At 67.7% G+C, this 13,494-nt stretch carries 18 protein-coding genes; 6 read left to right on the top strand and 12 right to left on the bottom strand.

What is annotated here, in order from left to right; all coding sequences use genetic code 11:
* Nucleotides 1-62: 62 nt before the first annotated feature.
* The 7 genes from dxs to ABDZ95_RS06360 all read right to left on the bottom strand — a co-directional run bounded on the left by dxs (nucleotide 63) and on the right by ABDZ95_RS06360 (nucleotide 5,883).
* On the bottom strand, nucleotides 63-1,973 hold the full coding sequence (gene dxs, locus ABDZ95_RS06390) for a 1-deoxy-D-xylulose-5-phosphate synthase (RefSeq protein WP_343791842.1): 1,911 nt from the start codon (nucleotides 1,971-1,973) through the stop codon (nucleotides 63-65).
* 115 nt (nucleotides 1,974-2,088) lie between these two features.
* Nucleotides 2,089-2,958 carry a polyprenyl synthetase family protein gene (locus ABDZ95_RS06385; protein ID WP_343792292.1) on the bottom strand — a complete coding sequence of 290 codons (870 nt, stop codon included), beginning with the start codon at nucleotides 2,956-2,958 and terminating at the stop codon, nucleotides 2,089-2,091.
* Nucleotides 2,959-2,996: 38 nt separating this feature from the next.
* Entirely contained in the window at nucleotides 2,997-3,359 is a 363-nt protein-coding gene (locus ABDZ95_RS06380) for a tRNA-binding protein (RefSeq protein ID WP_343791840.1), read from the bottom strand.
* Nucleotides 3,359-3,607 (bottom strand): exodeoxyribonuclease VII small subunit, encoded by a 249-nt coding sequence (locus ABDZ95_RS06375; protein ID WP_343791838.1) that lies wholly within the window; start codon nucleotides 3,605-3,607, stop codon nucleotides 3,359-3,361. The genes ABDZ95_RS06380 and ABDZ95_RS06375 overlap by 1 nt, the downstream gene beginning before the upstream one ends.
* A gap of 58 nt (nucleotides 3,608-3,665) precedes the next feature.
* Nucleotides 3,666-4,274, bottom strand: a complete 609-nt coding sequence (locus ABDZ95_RS06370; RefSeq protein WP_343791836.1) for a peptidylprolyl isomerase — start codon at nucleotides 4,272-4,274, stop codon at nucleotides 3,666-3,668.
* Nucleotides 4,274-4,927 carry a histidine phosphatase family protein gene (locus ABDZ95_RS06365; protein ID WP_343791834.1) on the bottom strand — a complete coding sequence of 218 codons (654 nt, stop codon included), beginning with the start codon at nucleotides 4,925-4,927 and terminating at the stop codon, nucleotides 4,274-4,276. Before ABDZ95_RS06365 ends, ABDZ95_RS06370 begins: the two co-directional genes overlap by 1 nt.
* A 35-nt stretch (nucleotides 4,928-4,962) precedes the next feature.
* Nucleotides 4,963-5,883 carry a histone deacetylase family protein gene (locus ABDZ95_RS06360; RefSeq protein WP_343791832.1) on the bottom strand — a complete coding sequence of 307 codons (921 nt, stop codon included), beginning with the start codon at nucleotides 5,881-5,883 and terminating at the stop codon, nucleotides 4,963-4,965.
* 63 nt (nucleotides 5,884-5,946) lie between these two features.
* Here ABDZ95_RS06360 and ABDZ95_RS06355 point away from each other — a divergent pair, with 63 nt between their 5' ends.
* From ABDZ95_RS06355 to ABDZ95_RS06335, 5 genes are read left to right on the top strand one after another with little or no spacing between them, the layout of a single operon-like run.
* Complete coding sequence (locus tag ABDZ95_RS06355; RefSeq protein ID WP_343791830.1) at nucleotides 5,947-6,474, top strand: GNAT family N-acetyltransferase; 528 nt, start codon at nucleotides 5,947-5,949, stop codon at nucleotides 6,472-6,474.
* 14 nt (nucleotides 6,475-6,488) lie between these two features.
* Entirely contained in the window at nucleotides 6,489-6,779 is a 291-nt protein-coding gene (locus ABDZ95_RS06350; RefSeq protein ID WP_343791828.1) for a nucleotidyltransferase family protein, read from the top strand.
* Nucleotides 6,769-7,134 carry a HepT-like ribonuclease domain-containing protein gene (locus ABDZ95_RS06345; protein ID WP_343791826.1) on the top strand — a complete coding sequence of 122 codons (366 nt, stop codon included), beginning with the start codon at nucleotides 6,769-6,771 and terminating at the stop codon, nucleotides 7,132-7,134. The genes ABDZ95_RS06350 and ABDZ95_RS06345 overlap by 11 nt, the downstream gene beginning before the upstream one ends.
* Entirely contained in the window at nucleotides 7,134-8,312 is a 1,179-nt protein-coding gene (locus tag ABDZ95_RS06340) for a vWA domain-containing protein (protein WP_343791824.1), read from the top strand. The genes ABDZ95_RS06345 and ABDZ95_RS06340 overlap by 1 nt, the downstream gene beginning before the upstream one ends.
* A 33-nt stretch (nucleotides 8,313-8,345) precedes the next feature.
* Entirely contained in the window at nucleotides 8,346-8,858 is a 513-nt protein-coding gene (locus ABDZ95_RS06335; RefSeq protein ID WP_343791822.1) for a hypothetical protein, read from the top strand.
* A 64-nt stretch (nucleotides 8,859-8,922) separates the two neighbouring features.
* Here the strand turns inward: ABDZ95_RS06335 and ABDZ95_RS06330 are convergent, their stop codons facing one another.
* From ABDZ95_RS06330 to ABDZ95_RS06310, 5 genes are all read right to left on the bottom strand, one after another.
* Nucleotides 8,923-9,108, bottom strand: coding sequence for a CsbD family protein (locus ABDZ95_RS06330; RefSeq protein WP_343791820.1), 186 nt, complete (start codon nucleotides 9,106-9,108; stop codon nucleotides 8,923-8,925).
* Nucleotides 9,109-9,208: 100 nt separating this feature from the next.
* Nucleotides 9,209-9,652, bottom strand: a complete 444-nt coding sequence (locus ABDZ95_RS06325) for an NUDIX domain-containing protein (protein WP_343791818.1) — start codon at nucleotides 9,650-9,652, stop codon at nucleotides 9,209-9,211.
* Nucleotides 9,653-9,676: 24 nt separating this feature from the next.
* Nucleotides 9,677-10,723 carry a sensor histidine kinase gene (locus tag ABDZ95_RS06320; protein ID WP_343791815.1) on the bottom strand — a complete coding sequence of 349 codons (1,047 nt, stop codon included), beginning with the start codon at nucleotides 10,721-10,723 and terminating at the stop codon, nucleotides 9,677-9,679.
* The gene (locus tag ABDZ95_RS06315; protein ID WP_343791813.1) at nucleotides 10,720-11,145 is read right to left on the bottom strand and encodes a response regulator; all 426 of its coding nucleotides are present in this window, start codon (nucleotides 11,143-11,145) and stop codon (nucleotides 10,720-10,722) included. Before ABDZ95_RS06315 ends, ABDZ95_RS06320 begins: the two co-directional genes overlap by 4 nt.
* Nucleotides 11,142-12,665, bottom strand: a complete 1,524-nt coding sequence (locus ABDZ95_RS06310; protein WP_343791811.1) for a sensor histidine kinase — start codon at nucleotides 12,663-12,665, stop codon at nucleotides 11,142-11,144. The genes ABDZ95_RS06315 and ABDZ95_RS06310 overlap by 4 nt, the downstream gene beginning before the upstream one ends.
* A 124-nt stretch (nucleotides 12,666-12,789) precedes the next feature.
* Between ABDZ95_RS06310 and ABDZ95_RS06305 the strand changes: the two genes are divergently transcribed.
* Complete coding sequence (locus tag ABDZ95_RS06305) at nucleotides 12,790-13,494, top strand: hypothetical protein (RefSeq protein WP_343791809.1); 705 nt, start codon at nucleotides 12,790-12,792, stop codon at nucleotides 13,492-13,494.

Here is a 13,494-nt window from a genome sequence, read left to right as displayed (position 1 = left end):
TCTCCGAACCGCCCCCGGACCGTCAGGAAACGGCGGTCGGGGCATTCGGGTTGCGTGGAGCCTTACGCCCGGACGGCGCGGCTGGCCTCGACACCCAGCGCCTGAAGGGCTGCGGCGGCGATGTGTTCGGCGTTCAGACCGGCGGCGGCGTACTGGGCCACCGGCGAGTCCTGATCTTGGAAGACGTCCGGCAGGTGCAGGGTGCGGATCTTCAGACCCGAATCCAGCGCGCCCTTCGAAGCCAGCATCTGCAGCACGAAGCCGCCGAAGCCGCCCATGGCGCCTTCCTCGATCGTGATCAGGGCCTCGTGCTCGCGCGCCAGACGCAGGATCAGTTCCTCGTCCAGCGGCTTGGCGAAGCGGGCGTCGACGACGGTGGCCGACACGCCCTTGGCGGCCAGCGCATCGGCGGCCTTGAGCGTTTCCTGCAGGCGCGTGCCGAACGACAGCAGGGCGACGGCCGTGCCCTCGCGCACCACCCGGCCCTTGCCGATCTCCAGCGGGGCCGACAGCTCGGGGATGTCCACGCCGACGCCGTCGCCGCGCGGATAGCGGAAGGCCGACGGACGGTCGTCGATCTCGAGGCTGGTGGCGATCATGGCGGCCAGTTCGGCCTCGTCCGAAGCGGCCATCAGCACCATGCCCGGCAGGGCACCCATGAAGCCGATGTCGAAGCTGCCGGCGTGGGTCGAGCCGTCGGCGCCGACCAGACCGGCGCGGTCCATGGCGAAGCGGACGGGCAGGCTCTGGATCGCCACGTCGTGGACGACCTGGTCATAGCCGCGCTGCAGGAAGGTCGAATAGATGGCGCAGACCGGCTTCATGCCGTCGGCGGCGAGGCCGGCGGCGAAGGTGACCGCGTGCTGCTCGGCGATGCCGACGTCATAGGTGCGGTCCGGGAAGGCGGCGCCGAACAGGTCCAGACCGGTGCCCGACGGCATGGCGGCCGTGATGGCGACGATGGACGGATCGCGCTCGGCCCGCTTGATCAGCTCGGTCCCGAAGACCTTGGTGTAGCTGGGAGCGTTGGAGACGGGTTTGGACTGCTTGCCCGAGACGACGTCGAACTTGACCACGGCATGCAGCTTGTCGGCGCTGCTTTCGGCCGGGGCATAGCCCTTGCCCTTTTGCGTGACGACATGGACCAGCACCGGGCGATCGGTGATGGCGGCGGCGTTCTTCAGGATGGGGACCAGGTTGTCCATATCGTGCCCGTCGATGGGGCCGACGTAGTAGAAGCCGAGCTCCTCGAAGAAGGTGCCGCCGACGACCATGCCGCGGGCGTACTCCTCGGCCTTGCGCGCGGCGTTCCTGAACGGGCGCGGCATGTGCTCGACGAACTTCTTGCCGATGTTGCGGACCTGACGATAGGCGCCGCCCGAGACCTGACGGGCCAGATAGGCGCTCATGCCGCCCACCGGTGGGGCGATCGACATGTCGTTGTCGTTGAGAATGACCATCAGCTGGCCATTGGTCGCCTCGGCGGCGTTGTTCATCGCCTCATAGGCCATGCCGGCCGAGATCGAACCGTCGCCGATGACGGCCACGACGCGGTTGCTCTCGCCCTTCTGGTCGCGGGCGGCGGCGAAGCCGAGGGCGGCGCTGATGGAGGTCGAGGCGTGGGCCGCGCCGAACGGGTCGTATTCGCTCTCGGCGCGCTTGGTGAAGCCCGACAGGCCCCCGCCCATGCGCAGGGTGCGGATGCGGTCGCGACGGCCGGTCAGGATCTTGTGCGGATAGCACTGGTGACCGACGTCCCAGATCAGGATGTCCTTCGGCGTCTCGAAGACGTGGTGCAGGGCCACGCTCAGCTCGACCACGCCCAGACCGGCGCCCAGGTGGCCGCCGGTCACGGAGACGGCGTCGATGGTCTCGGTGCGAACCTCGTCCGCCAGCTGTTTCAGCTGGGCGATGTCGAAGTCCCGCATGTCGGCGGGGATCTTCACCTGATCGAGAAGCGGGGTGTCGGGCATTCGGGTGGAGTACCTAAACCTAAGTCTTCCAACACGCTGTAGCGCATTTCGCTGCGTGACGGATCGAACCGGTCTGGAAAATCAGTGCAGGACCGGTGCAGGGCGGATGGCTGTATCAGGACCGGCGCTGAAGCACAAAGTCCACGCTGGCCTTGAGGATATCCGCGTCGGGGCCGAAGACGTCCAGATGGCCGCGGGCCTGGTCGGCGAGGTGCGCGACCCTCTGTCGCGCCGCCTCTATGCCCAGCAGGGTGACGAAGTTGGTCTTGCCTTGGGCCGCGTCCTTGCCCGCCGCCTTGCCCAGGATGTCCTGATCGCCCTCAGCGTCCAGCAGGTCGTCGACGATCTGGTAGGCCAGACCGATGTCGTGGGCGAAGCTGGTCAGGGCCTGACGGTGCATCTCGCGGGCGCCGGCGATGATCAGCGGGATCTCGAAGGCGTAGGTGAACAGGGCGCCGGTCTTGAGCCGCTGCATGCGGGCGACGCCGCCGAGGTCATCGCGCACGCCCAGCAGGTCGATCATCTGGCCGCCGGCCATGCCCCGCGCGCCCGACGCCAGCGACAGGCGGGCCGCCAGCTCGCAGCGGACGGCAGGGTCCTCGTGGGTGTCCTCATGCAGGACGATGTCGAAGGCGGCCGTCTGCAGGGCGTCGCCGGCAAGGATGGCGGTGGCCTCGTCATAGGCCCGGTGCAGGGTCGGCCGGCCGCGGCGCATGTCGTCGTTGTCCATCGCCGGCAGATCGTCGTGGACCAGGCTGTAGGCGTGGACGCACTCCAGGGCGCAGGCGGCGCGCAGGACGGGGCGCTCCTCGATGTCGAACAGGGTCGCCGCTTCCAGGGCGAAGAAGGGGCGCAGGCGCTTGCCGGGGCCCAGCGCCGCATAGCGCATGGCCTCGGTCAGGCGGGACTCGGGGCCGTCGGCGCGGGGCAGCAGCTCGTCCAGCGCCACAGTGACCAGATCGGCGATCTCGGCCACGCGGTCGATGACGCCTTGTTCCGGGGAATTGGCGGCGTGCGGGGGCTTCAAAACAGCCTCCCGCCGACGGGGATTTCGCGATCGACGCCGACCAGCACGACCTCGCCGTTCTCGTCCGGGAAGCCCAGCGTAAGGACCTCGGACATGACCGGGCCGATCTGGCGCGGCGGGAAGTTGACCACGGCGGCGACCTTGCGGCCCTGCAGCTGGTCCAGCGTGTAGTGGACGGTGATCTGGGCCGAGGACTTCTTCACTCCGATATCCGGGCCGAAGTCGATGGTCAGCTTGTAGGCGGGCTTGCGCGCCTCGGGGAAAGGCTCGGCCTTCACGACCTGCCCGACCCGGATGTCGACCTTCATGAAGTCGTCGAAGCCGATGGTTTCGGCGGGAGCATTCACCAGGGAGGGCATCAGCCGAACTCGGCGGGCTCGACACCCTTCGCCTGGCCGTCGGAACCGACCACGATCTTCTCCACGCGCAGCTGGGCGGCTTTCAGCCGGGTCTCGCAGTGGGCCTTGAGGCGCGCGCCTTCCTCATAGAGGGCGATCGACTCTTCCAGCGGCGCCTGGCCGGATTCGAGCTTCTGGACGATCTGTTCGAGGCGCTGCAGGGCGTCCTCGAAGCTGAGGTCGGCGGGGATTGAGGCGGCTTCAGTCATGGCCGGCGACCCTAGAGGCGGCGCGCGCCTGCCTCAAGCACAGACCGGAGGTGCGACGTCATTCCGGATTGGAAGAAACCTCGACCCGGCGCGCGGACAGGATCTGCACGCGCGGCTCCAGCATCTGGCCGCGCATGTCGCCCTCGCCTTCGGTGGCCGATTTCGGGGCGGCGAGGATGCGGCGGGCGACGTCCATGCCCTCGACCACCCGGCCGAAGACGGCGAAGCCCGGATCGTCGGGCGTGACCTTGCCTGCGTCCAGCGAGCTGACGTCGCCGAGGATGATGAAGAAGTCGCCGGTGGCCGTGCCGGGGGCGAAGCGCGCCATCGACAAGGCGCCGTCGGTGTGGGTCAGGCCCGTCTCGCTGGTCGGCTCGTGGGCGATGGGCGGGAGGGTGCGGTCGCTGAGATTCCGCGTCCCGCCCTGGATCAGGCCGTGGCCGGGCGCGAGCTGGAGCCCGCGATAGAAGGTCATGCCGTCGAAGCGGCCCTCGTCGACATAGCGCAGGAAGTTGGCCGAGGTGATCGGCGCGCGCGGGTCGGTCTCGGCGAGGATGACGCCCTCGGAGGTGCGGATCTCGACGCGGACGGGGGAGTCCTGCGCAACGGCGGACAGCGGCACGGCCACGGCGGCGAGGCAGAGCAGCCCGGCCAGCAAGGCGCGCATCAGGCCTTCTCGTACCGGCGCTGGGACCAATAACGGAAGCCCTGGTTGTGAACCAGCTTCCAGCCGGCGGCCTTCAGGCGCTTGCCGACCATGTGATTGAAGTAGCCATGGGCGAAGACCAGCACGTCCTGTCCCGCCTCGGCCTTGCCGATCAGGGTCTGGGCCGCCTGCTCGGCGCGGACCTCGGCCTCGCGTCGGGTTTCCTGCCCCTCGTGATGGTTGAAGGCGTGCCACCAGAAGCGGGCGACGCCGCCCCAGTATTTCGGCGGCAGCCTGAACCACGACGGGAAGTGCGGCGGCGGCAGGGGCGCCTCGATGAACAGGGCATCGACGGTCACGTCCTTGCCCCCGGCGGCGGCGGCGGCCGTTTCGAGAGCACGCGGACGGGTCGAGGAATAGATGACGGCCGCGCCCTCGGCGGTGGCCAGCAGTTCGGGCGGCGGGGTCTGGCCGGCGCGCAGGCCGCCGACCTCGTACTTGGCCCACCACGCCCGGTACTGATCGGACGTCAGCATGCATTTGCGCGACAGGGCCGGCTCGCCGTGACGGGTCAGGGTGATCGAACCGCGGCGCACGGAGACGAGGGCCGCGCCCCGGGGAATCGGCGCGGGATCGGCGGCGTCAAGCTGGAGGTCGCGGGCGGGGGCTGACATGCATTACAGGCGGAAAGTTCAGAACGATCCGGCCTTTAGTCCTCCCCCAGAGCCTGGACATGGGCGGCCGCAGAACGACCGAGCCCTTCTAGGTCGTAGCCGCCCTCGAGCGAGGAAACAACCTTGCCTGAACAGCACGACCTCGCGACTTCCACGACGGCGTGTGTCGCCCAGGCGAAATCGTCCGCCTCCAGACTTTGATGCGCCAACGGATCGCGGCGATGGGCGTCGAAGCCGGCCGATATCAGGATCAGGTCGGGCCGGAAGGACTGCAGCGCCGGCATCAGGCCGCCGGCGAAGGTCGCGCGCCATGCCTCGCGGGAGGCATGGGATTCGACCGGCGCGTTGACGATGTTGCCGACGCCGGTCTCGGACGCCGCGCCCGTGCCGGGATACAGCGGCATCTGGTGGATGGAGCCGAGGAACAGGCTGTCGTCGTTCTCGAACGCTGCCTGGGTGCCGTTGCCGTGATGGACGTCGAAATCGATGACCGCGACCCGCGCCATACCCTCGGCCTGGGCCACACGGGCGGCGACCGCGACGTTGGAGAACAGGCAGAAGCCCATGGCCCTGGCCGGCTCGGCATGGTGGCCCGGCGGGCGGACGGCGGCGAAGGCGCGGACGGTCTCGCCGCGTGCGACGGCGCGCACGGCGTCGATGACCGCTCCGGCGGACAGGCGGGCGGCGCGAACGCTGCCGGGCGACAGGATGGTGTCGGCGTCCAGCTGGTTGATGCCGCTCTGCGGCGACGCGGCCAGCAGGCGGGCGACATAGTCGGCCGGGTGCAATCGCTCCAGATCGGCGACGGCCGCCTCGGTCGCCGCATGACGGTCGCGGCCCAGCCCGGCGTCGGACAGGGCGTCCAGCACCGCATGCAGGCGTTCGGGTCGTTCGGGGTGTCCGACGCCGGGCTGGTGGGCCAGCATGTCCGGGTGGGTGAACAGGGTCACGCTCATGCGGCGAGACTAGGCGTCCGGTCCGGCCTTGTCGCGCACTGATCGGGGCCGTAAGCGCGGGGCATGACCGAGCCCGTGATCCGCCCTGCCCGCCTCGACGACGCCGCCGCCCTGGCGGTGATCGGGCGCCAGACCTTCATCGACACCTTCGTCACCGGCTTCGGCATTCCCTATCCGGAGGCGGACCTGACCGCCTTCCTCGACGCCGGCTTCAACGCCAAGGCGATCCGCACGAAGCTGCAGGAGCCCGGCGCGGCGTGGTGGGTGGCCGAGCGGGACGGGGAACTGCTGGCCTTCGCCAACACCGGGCCCAACACCCTGCCCCACCCCGACGGCCGCGCCAGCCACGCCGAACTGCGCCGCCTCTACGTGTCGAAGGCCGCGCAGGGGCTGGGCCTTGGAACGAAGCTGCTGGCCGTGTCGCTGGAGTGGATGGAAGCCAATACCGACGGCCCGTTGTGGATCGGCGTCTGGAGCGGCAATCTGAAGGCCCAGAAGCTGTATGCGGCCTACGGGTTCGAGAAGGCTGGCGAGTATCAATACCCGGTCGGCAGCTGGATGGACGACGAGTTCATCCTGCGGCGCGGATAGACTATATTGGCGTGATGACCCGCGACGAGCTCCTGACCAAGCTGCGCGCCCTGAAGCCCTGGATGGCCGAACAGGGGATCGTGAACGTGCGCCTGTTCGGCAGCTATGCGCGGGACGAGGCGGGCCCCGACAGTGACGTGGATCTGCTGGTGGATGAGGCCGGGCCGCAAGGTCCGTGGGGAAGCTCGCCGGTGGAGGACGCGCTGACCGAAAAGCTGGGCATCAAGGTCGAGCTGGTGTTGAGCCAAAACCTGACCAACCCCTACATTCGCCATACGGCGGAAAGGGACGCCCTTGTGGTCTGACCCGCGCGACGCCGCCTATGTTTATGAGATGATCCAGCGCATCTCGCAGATCGAAGGGCTGGTCACTGATCGAGACCGTGACCTTTTTCTCGCTGACATCTCCCTGCCCCACGCGTTGGCCCTGCATTTTCTGGTCCTCGGAGAAACGGCCAACAAGTTGTCGGCATCGTTCAAGGCATCGTTCAAGGCAGCAGTCCCCGAAGTTGAATGGAAAAAGATCATCAACCTTCGCCACCTGATCGCTCACGAGTATCGACAGATCGATCATGCCGAACTTTGGCGATTGTCACTGACAAAAATCCCTGAGCTCAAAGCGGCGCTTCCGCCACTCCCGCCTCCCGCAGAAATCTTCTGATGCTCCTCCCCTTCTTCACCGCTCTTCGCGACGCGAAGGTCCCCGTCTCGATGAAGGAATGGCTCCATCTGATGGAGGCCATGGACAAGGGCGTAGCGGCCGGGAAGGTCGAGGATTTCTACCATCTGTCGCGGGCGGTGCTGGTCAAGGACGAGAAGCACTACGACCGGTTCGATCTGGTCTTCGGAAAGGTGTTCAAGGGGATTGAGACGATCGGCGCGGGCGAGGACCTGACGACCGACATCCCCGAGGACTGGCTGCGGTTGCTGAACGAGAAATACCTGTCCGAGGAGGAGAAGGCGCAGATCGAGGCGCTGGGCGGGTTCGACACGCTGATGGAGACGCTGAAGCAGCGCCTGGAGGAGCAGCACGACCGGCATCAGGGCGGGAACAAGTGGATCGGCACCGGCGGGACCAGTCCGTTCGGCAACGGCGGCTACAATCCCGAGGGCGTGCGCATCGGCGGTCAGGGCAAGCACGGCCGGGCCGTGAAGGTCTGGGAAAAGCGCGAGTACCGGAATCTGGACGACCAGGTCGAGCTGGGCACCCGCAACATCAAGGTCGCCCTGCGTCGTCTGCGCCGCTTCGCCCGGCAGGGCGCGCCGGACGAGCTGGACATGGACGCCACCATCGACGGCACTGCGCGTCAGGGCTGGCTGGACATCCACATGCGGCCCGAGCGCCGCAACACCATCAAGGTGCTGCTGTTCCTCGACATCGGCGGCTCGATGGATGCCCATGTGAAGATGTGCGAGGAGCTGTTCTCGGCCGCGAAGACCGAGTTCAAGCATCTGGAATTCTTCTACTTCCACAACTGCCTCTACGAGGGCGTCTGGAAGGACAACCGGCGTCGGCATGCAGAGAAGATCGACACTTGGGAGGTGTTGAACAAATACCCCGGCGACTGGCGGGCCATCTTCGTGGGCGACGCCACCATGAGCCCCTACGAGATCACCATGCCGGGCGGCTCGGTCGAGCACTGGAACGAGGAAGCCGGCGCGGGCTGGGTGAAACGCGCCACGCAGCAGTGGGACAAGGTCGCCTGGCTGAACCCCTCGCCCGAGAAATACTGGGGCTATTCCGCCTCGGTCGGGCTGATCCGCGAACTGGTGGACGAGCGGATGTATCCGCTGACGCTGGAGGGACTGGAGAAGGCGATGCGGGCGCTGGCGAAATAGATTACGCTGGCGCTGCATTCGGGAGGGAACGCCATGCTCGCCGCCGTCTTCGCCTCGGTTCTGGTGATGCAGCAGGCCGCCTCCGGGCAGGTCGTCTGGAATGCCCCGGCGCCGACTGAACCGGAAACGCCGGCCATCGCCGCACCGCCGATCCCTGACTGGGCGCGCAACGATCCCTATGGCTACGAGCGTTCAGAGTGCAGCCCTCTGATCCGCAAGGCGGACGAGACGATGGAGGCCTGTCAGTCGCGTGTGCGCTTCGCCCTGGCGGCCAACCTCGGCGACGCCTTGCCGGCCGGGCTGTCGGGCGGCGGCGCGGCCGAGAACTGCCGACAGGAAGCCGCTGGCGATCGTTACGCCCTGCAATGCGGCGCACCGTCCCGGTCGGCGCCGACAGGGCCGGTGTTGCAGGAACGCGCTTGCGAGACCCGGCCGCAAGCCCGCGCGCAGGGCGGGGTCGCCTGGCAGCAGGATTGTCGCCCGACGGGCGCCCAACCCGACAACCGCGACGAGGGCCTGCGCTTCCGCATCGGCGGCAACGACTGACGGCCTCACATGCGAACGCCGCGCCCGATCAGGGGCGCGGCGTCGATGATCCGCGGGGGATCGATCAGTTGCGCTTGTCGCCGCGCAGGGTGTCCTTCAGACCGCCGACGGCGTTCTGGACCTTGCCTTCGACCTGATCGGCCTTGCCTTCGGCTTTCAGCTTCTCGTCACCGGTCACCTTGCCGGCGGCTTCCTTGATCTTGCCGCCCATGTTCTTGGCGGCGCCTTCGATACGATCCTGATCGGGCATGATGTGCTCCTGAGATGGCGTCGCCGGGATGGCGCCGCTTCGGACAGAACAACCTTCGGGAGCCGTGGCCGTTCCCGACCGCGCCAAAACAGTCGCGTGATCAGGCGTTCTGGCGCAACAAGGCCGTCACCGCCCAGGCATGAGCCTCATGGCGGAGCGACGCCAGGGCTACCGAGGGCTCAAGCCAGACCAGTTCGTGGTCGGCCTCGACCTTTGCGGCGGGATCCTGCGACACGAGCTCGGCGGTCCAGAACCCGCCCGCGTTGTTCAGCGGCTCGCCGGTGGATTTGCGGAAATACTGGGCAGCCTCGGCGATCCGTTCGAGCGGGCGGACAGTCAGGCCGGTCTCCTCGACAAACTCGCGGACGACGGCCTGCGGCTCGGTCTCGTCACCGTCGACGGCGCCGCCGGGCAGGTCGAAATAGCTGCCCTCGCCCCGATCCACGCGCACGCAGGCCAGCAGGCCGTCACGCAGCAGCAAGCCGAAGGCAGTGGGACGGAACCGGTAGTCGGTCGAGGGATCGGGGGCGCCGAACTGCAGCATACGGACGATAATGCGCGAGAAGGGCTAGAGGTCGAAGGCGAGCCGGGCGCGGACGCCCTTGTGGCCGTGGTCGATCTCGACGGCGGAGCGCAGGCCCGAGGCCATGGCCGAGATGATCTTGCCGCCCAGACCCGTGCCCTTGACCGCGCCGTCGCCCATGCCCGGACCGTCGTCCTCGACGGTCAGCAGGGCGCGGCCGTTCTCGCCCGGCTTCAGGATGACGCGGATCTCGCCGCCCTGTCCCGGCGCATAGGCGTACTTGACGGCATTGGTGACCAGTTCGGTCACGACGACGCCCAGCGACACCGCCTGATCGGTCGAGACGACCATCGGTTCGGCCTGCAGGACCAGCGACGGCGAGCCGTCGTCCGGACCGACCGACTTGGCCAGCTCCTGGATCAGGCCGTCGAGATATTCGTCCATGGCGACCGTTGCCATGTCGCCCGAGGTGTAGAGGCGTCGGTGGACGTGTGCGACGGCCTCGATGCGGGCCTGCGCCTCCTTCAGCGCCGCGCGGGCGCCCTCGTCGGACAGATGACGCTGCTGCAGCGACATGAAGCTGGACACCAGCTGCAGCGAGTTGCCCACGCGGTGGTTGACCTCGCGCAACATGGCCTCGGCGCGGTCGCGGGCGAGGCGGACCTGCTCCTGCGCCTCCTCGTGGGCGCGGTGGAGGCGGCGGCGGTTCAGCGCGTCCTCCAGCGCATTGCGCAGCAGGGCGGTGAAGTCCTCGGACACATCCTTGATGACATAGTCGGCGGCGCCGGCGCGCAGCGCGGCCACGGCGATGCGGCCTTCCTGGGCCCCGGTCACATAGACCACCGGCGGCGGGTCGTTCAGGGCGATGATGTCCGGCAGGACGTCCAGGCCCTCGCGGCCCGGCATATAGTGATCCAGCGCCACGACATCGAAGTCGGCGGCGCGTTCGGCAAGCACATCCAGTCCCGCGTCGCCATCGGGCGCGCAGGTGACCACGTAGCCGTGGCGGCCCAGCTCCTTCTCGACCAGCCGCGACAGCCCGCGGTCATCGTCGATGTAGAGCAGGCGGATGGGCTCCCCCGTGGTGCTCACTCGATCTCCGGCGCCTGCATGACGGACAGGAAGAGACCCAGCTGGCGGATCGCGCCGGCGAAGCTCTCATAGTCCACCGGCTTGGTGATGTAGACGTTGCAGCCCAGATCGTAGCAGCGCTGGATCTCGACCTTGTCGTCGGTGGTCGTCAGGACCACGACCGGGGCGCGGCGCAGGCGCTCGTCGTTCTTGACCTTCTCCAGAATGTCCGTGCCCGACATGTCCGGCAGATTCAGGTCCAGCAGGATCAGAAGCGGGCCGTTGGCGCGCACTTCGTCAGAAAACAGATAATCCAGCGCCGAGCCGCCATCGTCGAAATGGGCGATGTCGTTGGCGATGTTCGCACGACGGATGTTCTTCTCGATCAACCGGGCGTGGCCGTGATCGTCCTCGATCATCACGATCTTCACGGACGTGCTCATGCAAAATCTCCGGCGTCAGCAAGGATGAGGCGTGTGGGGAATTTGAGGGTGAATGTCGAGCCTTTTCCAAGCTCGGACGTCACGGTGATATCTCCGCCGAGGCGGCGCACGCTGTTGCGCACGAAGGCCAGGCCGAGACCCTCGCCCGGCCGGTCCTGACGGCCCGAGCGGCGGAACAGCTCGAAGATGCGCTCGTGGTCGCGATCCGAGATGCCCCGGCCGTTGTCGGCGATGCGGTAGACGACCCAGTCGCCCTGCCGCTCGCCCGTGACCTCGATCAGGCCGGGTCGGGAGGCGTCGAGATACTTCACCGCGTTGTCGATGAGGTTGCCGAAGATCTGCTCGATGGACAGGCGGTCGCTGTCGATCGCGGGCAGGTCGGCGACGCGGATCTCGGCGTCGGCGGCCTCGGTCTGGTGGCGGACGCTGTCGGCGATCTGCTGCGCCATGGCCGACATGTCGAGGCGCTCCGGCGTCAGGTGGCGGCGGCCTTCCCGAGACAGTTTCAGGATCGCGTTGATCAGGCGGTCCATCTTCTCGGTCGATGCTCGGATGAAGCCGATGGCCTCGGGCATCTCCTCGCGGACGGCCACGATAACCTCGGGATCCACCTTCCGCTTCTTCTCGGCGTCGGCGATGGCCGCGTCGACGATCCGGCCCGCCTGCTCCAGCTCGGAAGTATAGCCCATCACGTTAACGAGCGGCGCGCGCAGGTCGTGGCTGACGATATAGGCGAAGCGCTGGATTTCCTCGTTGGCGCGGGTGAGGTCGGCCGTGCGCTCACGCACCTGCCCTTCCAGCCCGGCGTTCATGCGGTCGAGGGCATCACGCCCCGCACGGATTTCGACGATATAACGGTGGATCAGCCAGGCGCTGACCGCGCCAAGGACGAGGATCAGCACCGCGCCGAGCGAATTGGCGATCACGGTGACCGTGCCGGCCCATTCCGACTGGCGCGTGCGGAACTGCAGTCGGGTCTGCAGGATCTCGTCCATGGCGAGGGTTTCCGACCGGATCTGATCCATCGCCGCCTTGCCGCGGTTCGATCGCACGACGCCGAGGGCCTCGCCGACACGGCCGGTGCGGGCCAGGTCGATCGTGCGCTGCAGTTCGACGACCTTCGTCTCCGCAAGCTCGCGCGTGTGTTTCGCGCGCTCGCCGACATCCAGATCGCCTTCGGCATGCATCGACAGGGCGTCGAGCGACTCCGGCAGGCGGGTGATCGCCGCATTGTAGGTCTGTAGGTAGTCGCTGTTGCCCGTCAGCAGGAAGCCGCGCTGGCCGGTCTCGGCGTCGATAAGGTTGATGAAGACGGTCCGGATCTCGCGCCGCAGCTGCTGGGTGCTTTCAACGTCGTCGTTGAAGCTGGCCGTGCGCTGCATCATCACGAAGGTGGCGATGTTGGTTGTCAGCAGCAGGATGAGGGCGACGATCAGCAGGCCCGCGACGCGACGGCCCAGCGTCGGCGTCCGCAGGAACTGGACCAGACCTTCCAGAAAGGGACGGAGCGCCGAAATCATCGAGCGGGAGCATTAGCGACGCCGTTGTAACTGTCCAGTCGCCCCAAGGGAGAAACTCTCTCGATCTTCGGGATTTAGGGTAATGATCCGAAGTGCAGGACCTTGGGGAAGGGACGAATCTCGCATGGTGTGGTGGTGGTGGATTGTTCCGGCGGCTGTCGGATTCATCGGACTTGTTCTGTTCTTCAAGGGCTTCGGCGCCTTGTTCCGAGGCCGGTTGTTCAGCGGCCTTCTGGTCGGCGCGGGCGGCGCGGGGTTCCTCGCAGCAGCGGCCATCGCCACCCTGATCGCGCTGGACGTCCAGACCTGGGCTCGCCTGACCTATGAACGGCCGGTGGCGCAGGTGCAGACCCGCCAGCTGGGCCCGCAGTACTATGAGGTCACCCTGATCCAGCCGGATCGCGGCGGGGACCTGCCCGCGGCGGCGAACCTCTATCCGGTGCACGGCGACGAGTGGCGGATAGAGGCCCAGGTGCTGAAGTGGCAGCCGTGGGCCAATATGCTGGGCCTCGACACCCAGTACCGGCTGGATCGGCTGTCGGGCCGCTATCAGTCCACGGAGCAGGAGATCAACGCCGAGCGCAGCGTGCATCCGCTGACCGGCGGCGACGACTACGCCCTGCCCTGGCGGATCAGCACCTGGGACGCGGCGCGGCGCTATCGCCGGTACGTCGACGCGGTGGACACCCTGTACGGCGGCGCCGCCTATATGCCGATGGCGGACGGCGCGCGGTACGAGGTCTGGATCACCCAGTCTGGACTGGTCGCCCGCCCCGCCAATGACGCTGCGCGCAATGCCTCGTCAGGCGGCTGGCAGATCGCCCGCTAG

Origin of the sequence: Brevundimonas kwangchunensis (genome assembly GCF_039523815.1) — a bacterium.
In the GTDB taxonomy this organism is placed as follows: Bacteria; Pseudomonadota; Alphaproteobacteria; order Caulobacterales; family Caulobacteraceae; genus Brevundimonas; species Brevundimonas kwangchunensis.
Note: the sequence above shows the minus strand (reverse complement) of the source record. Positions and strands in the feature narration are given on the sequence as shown.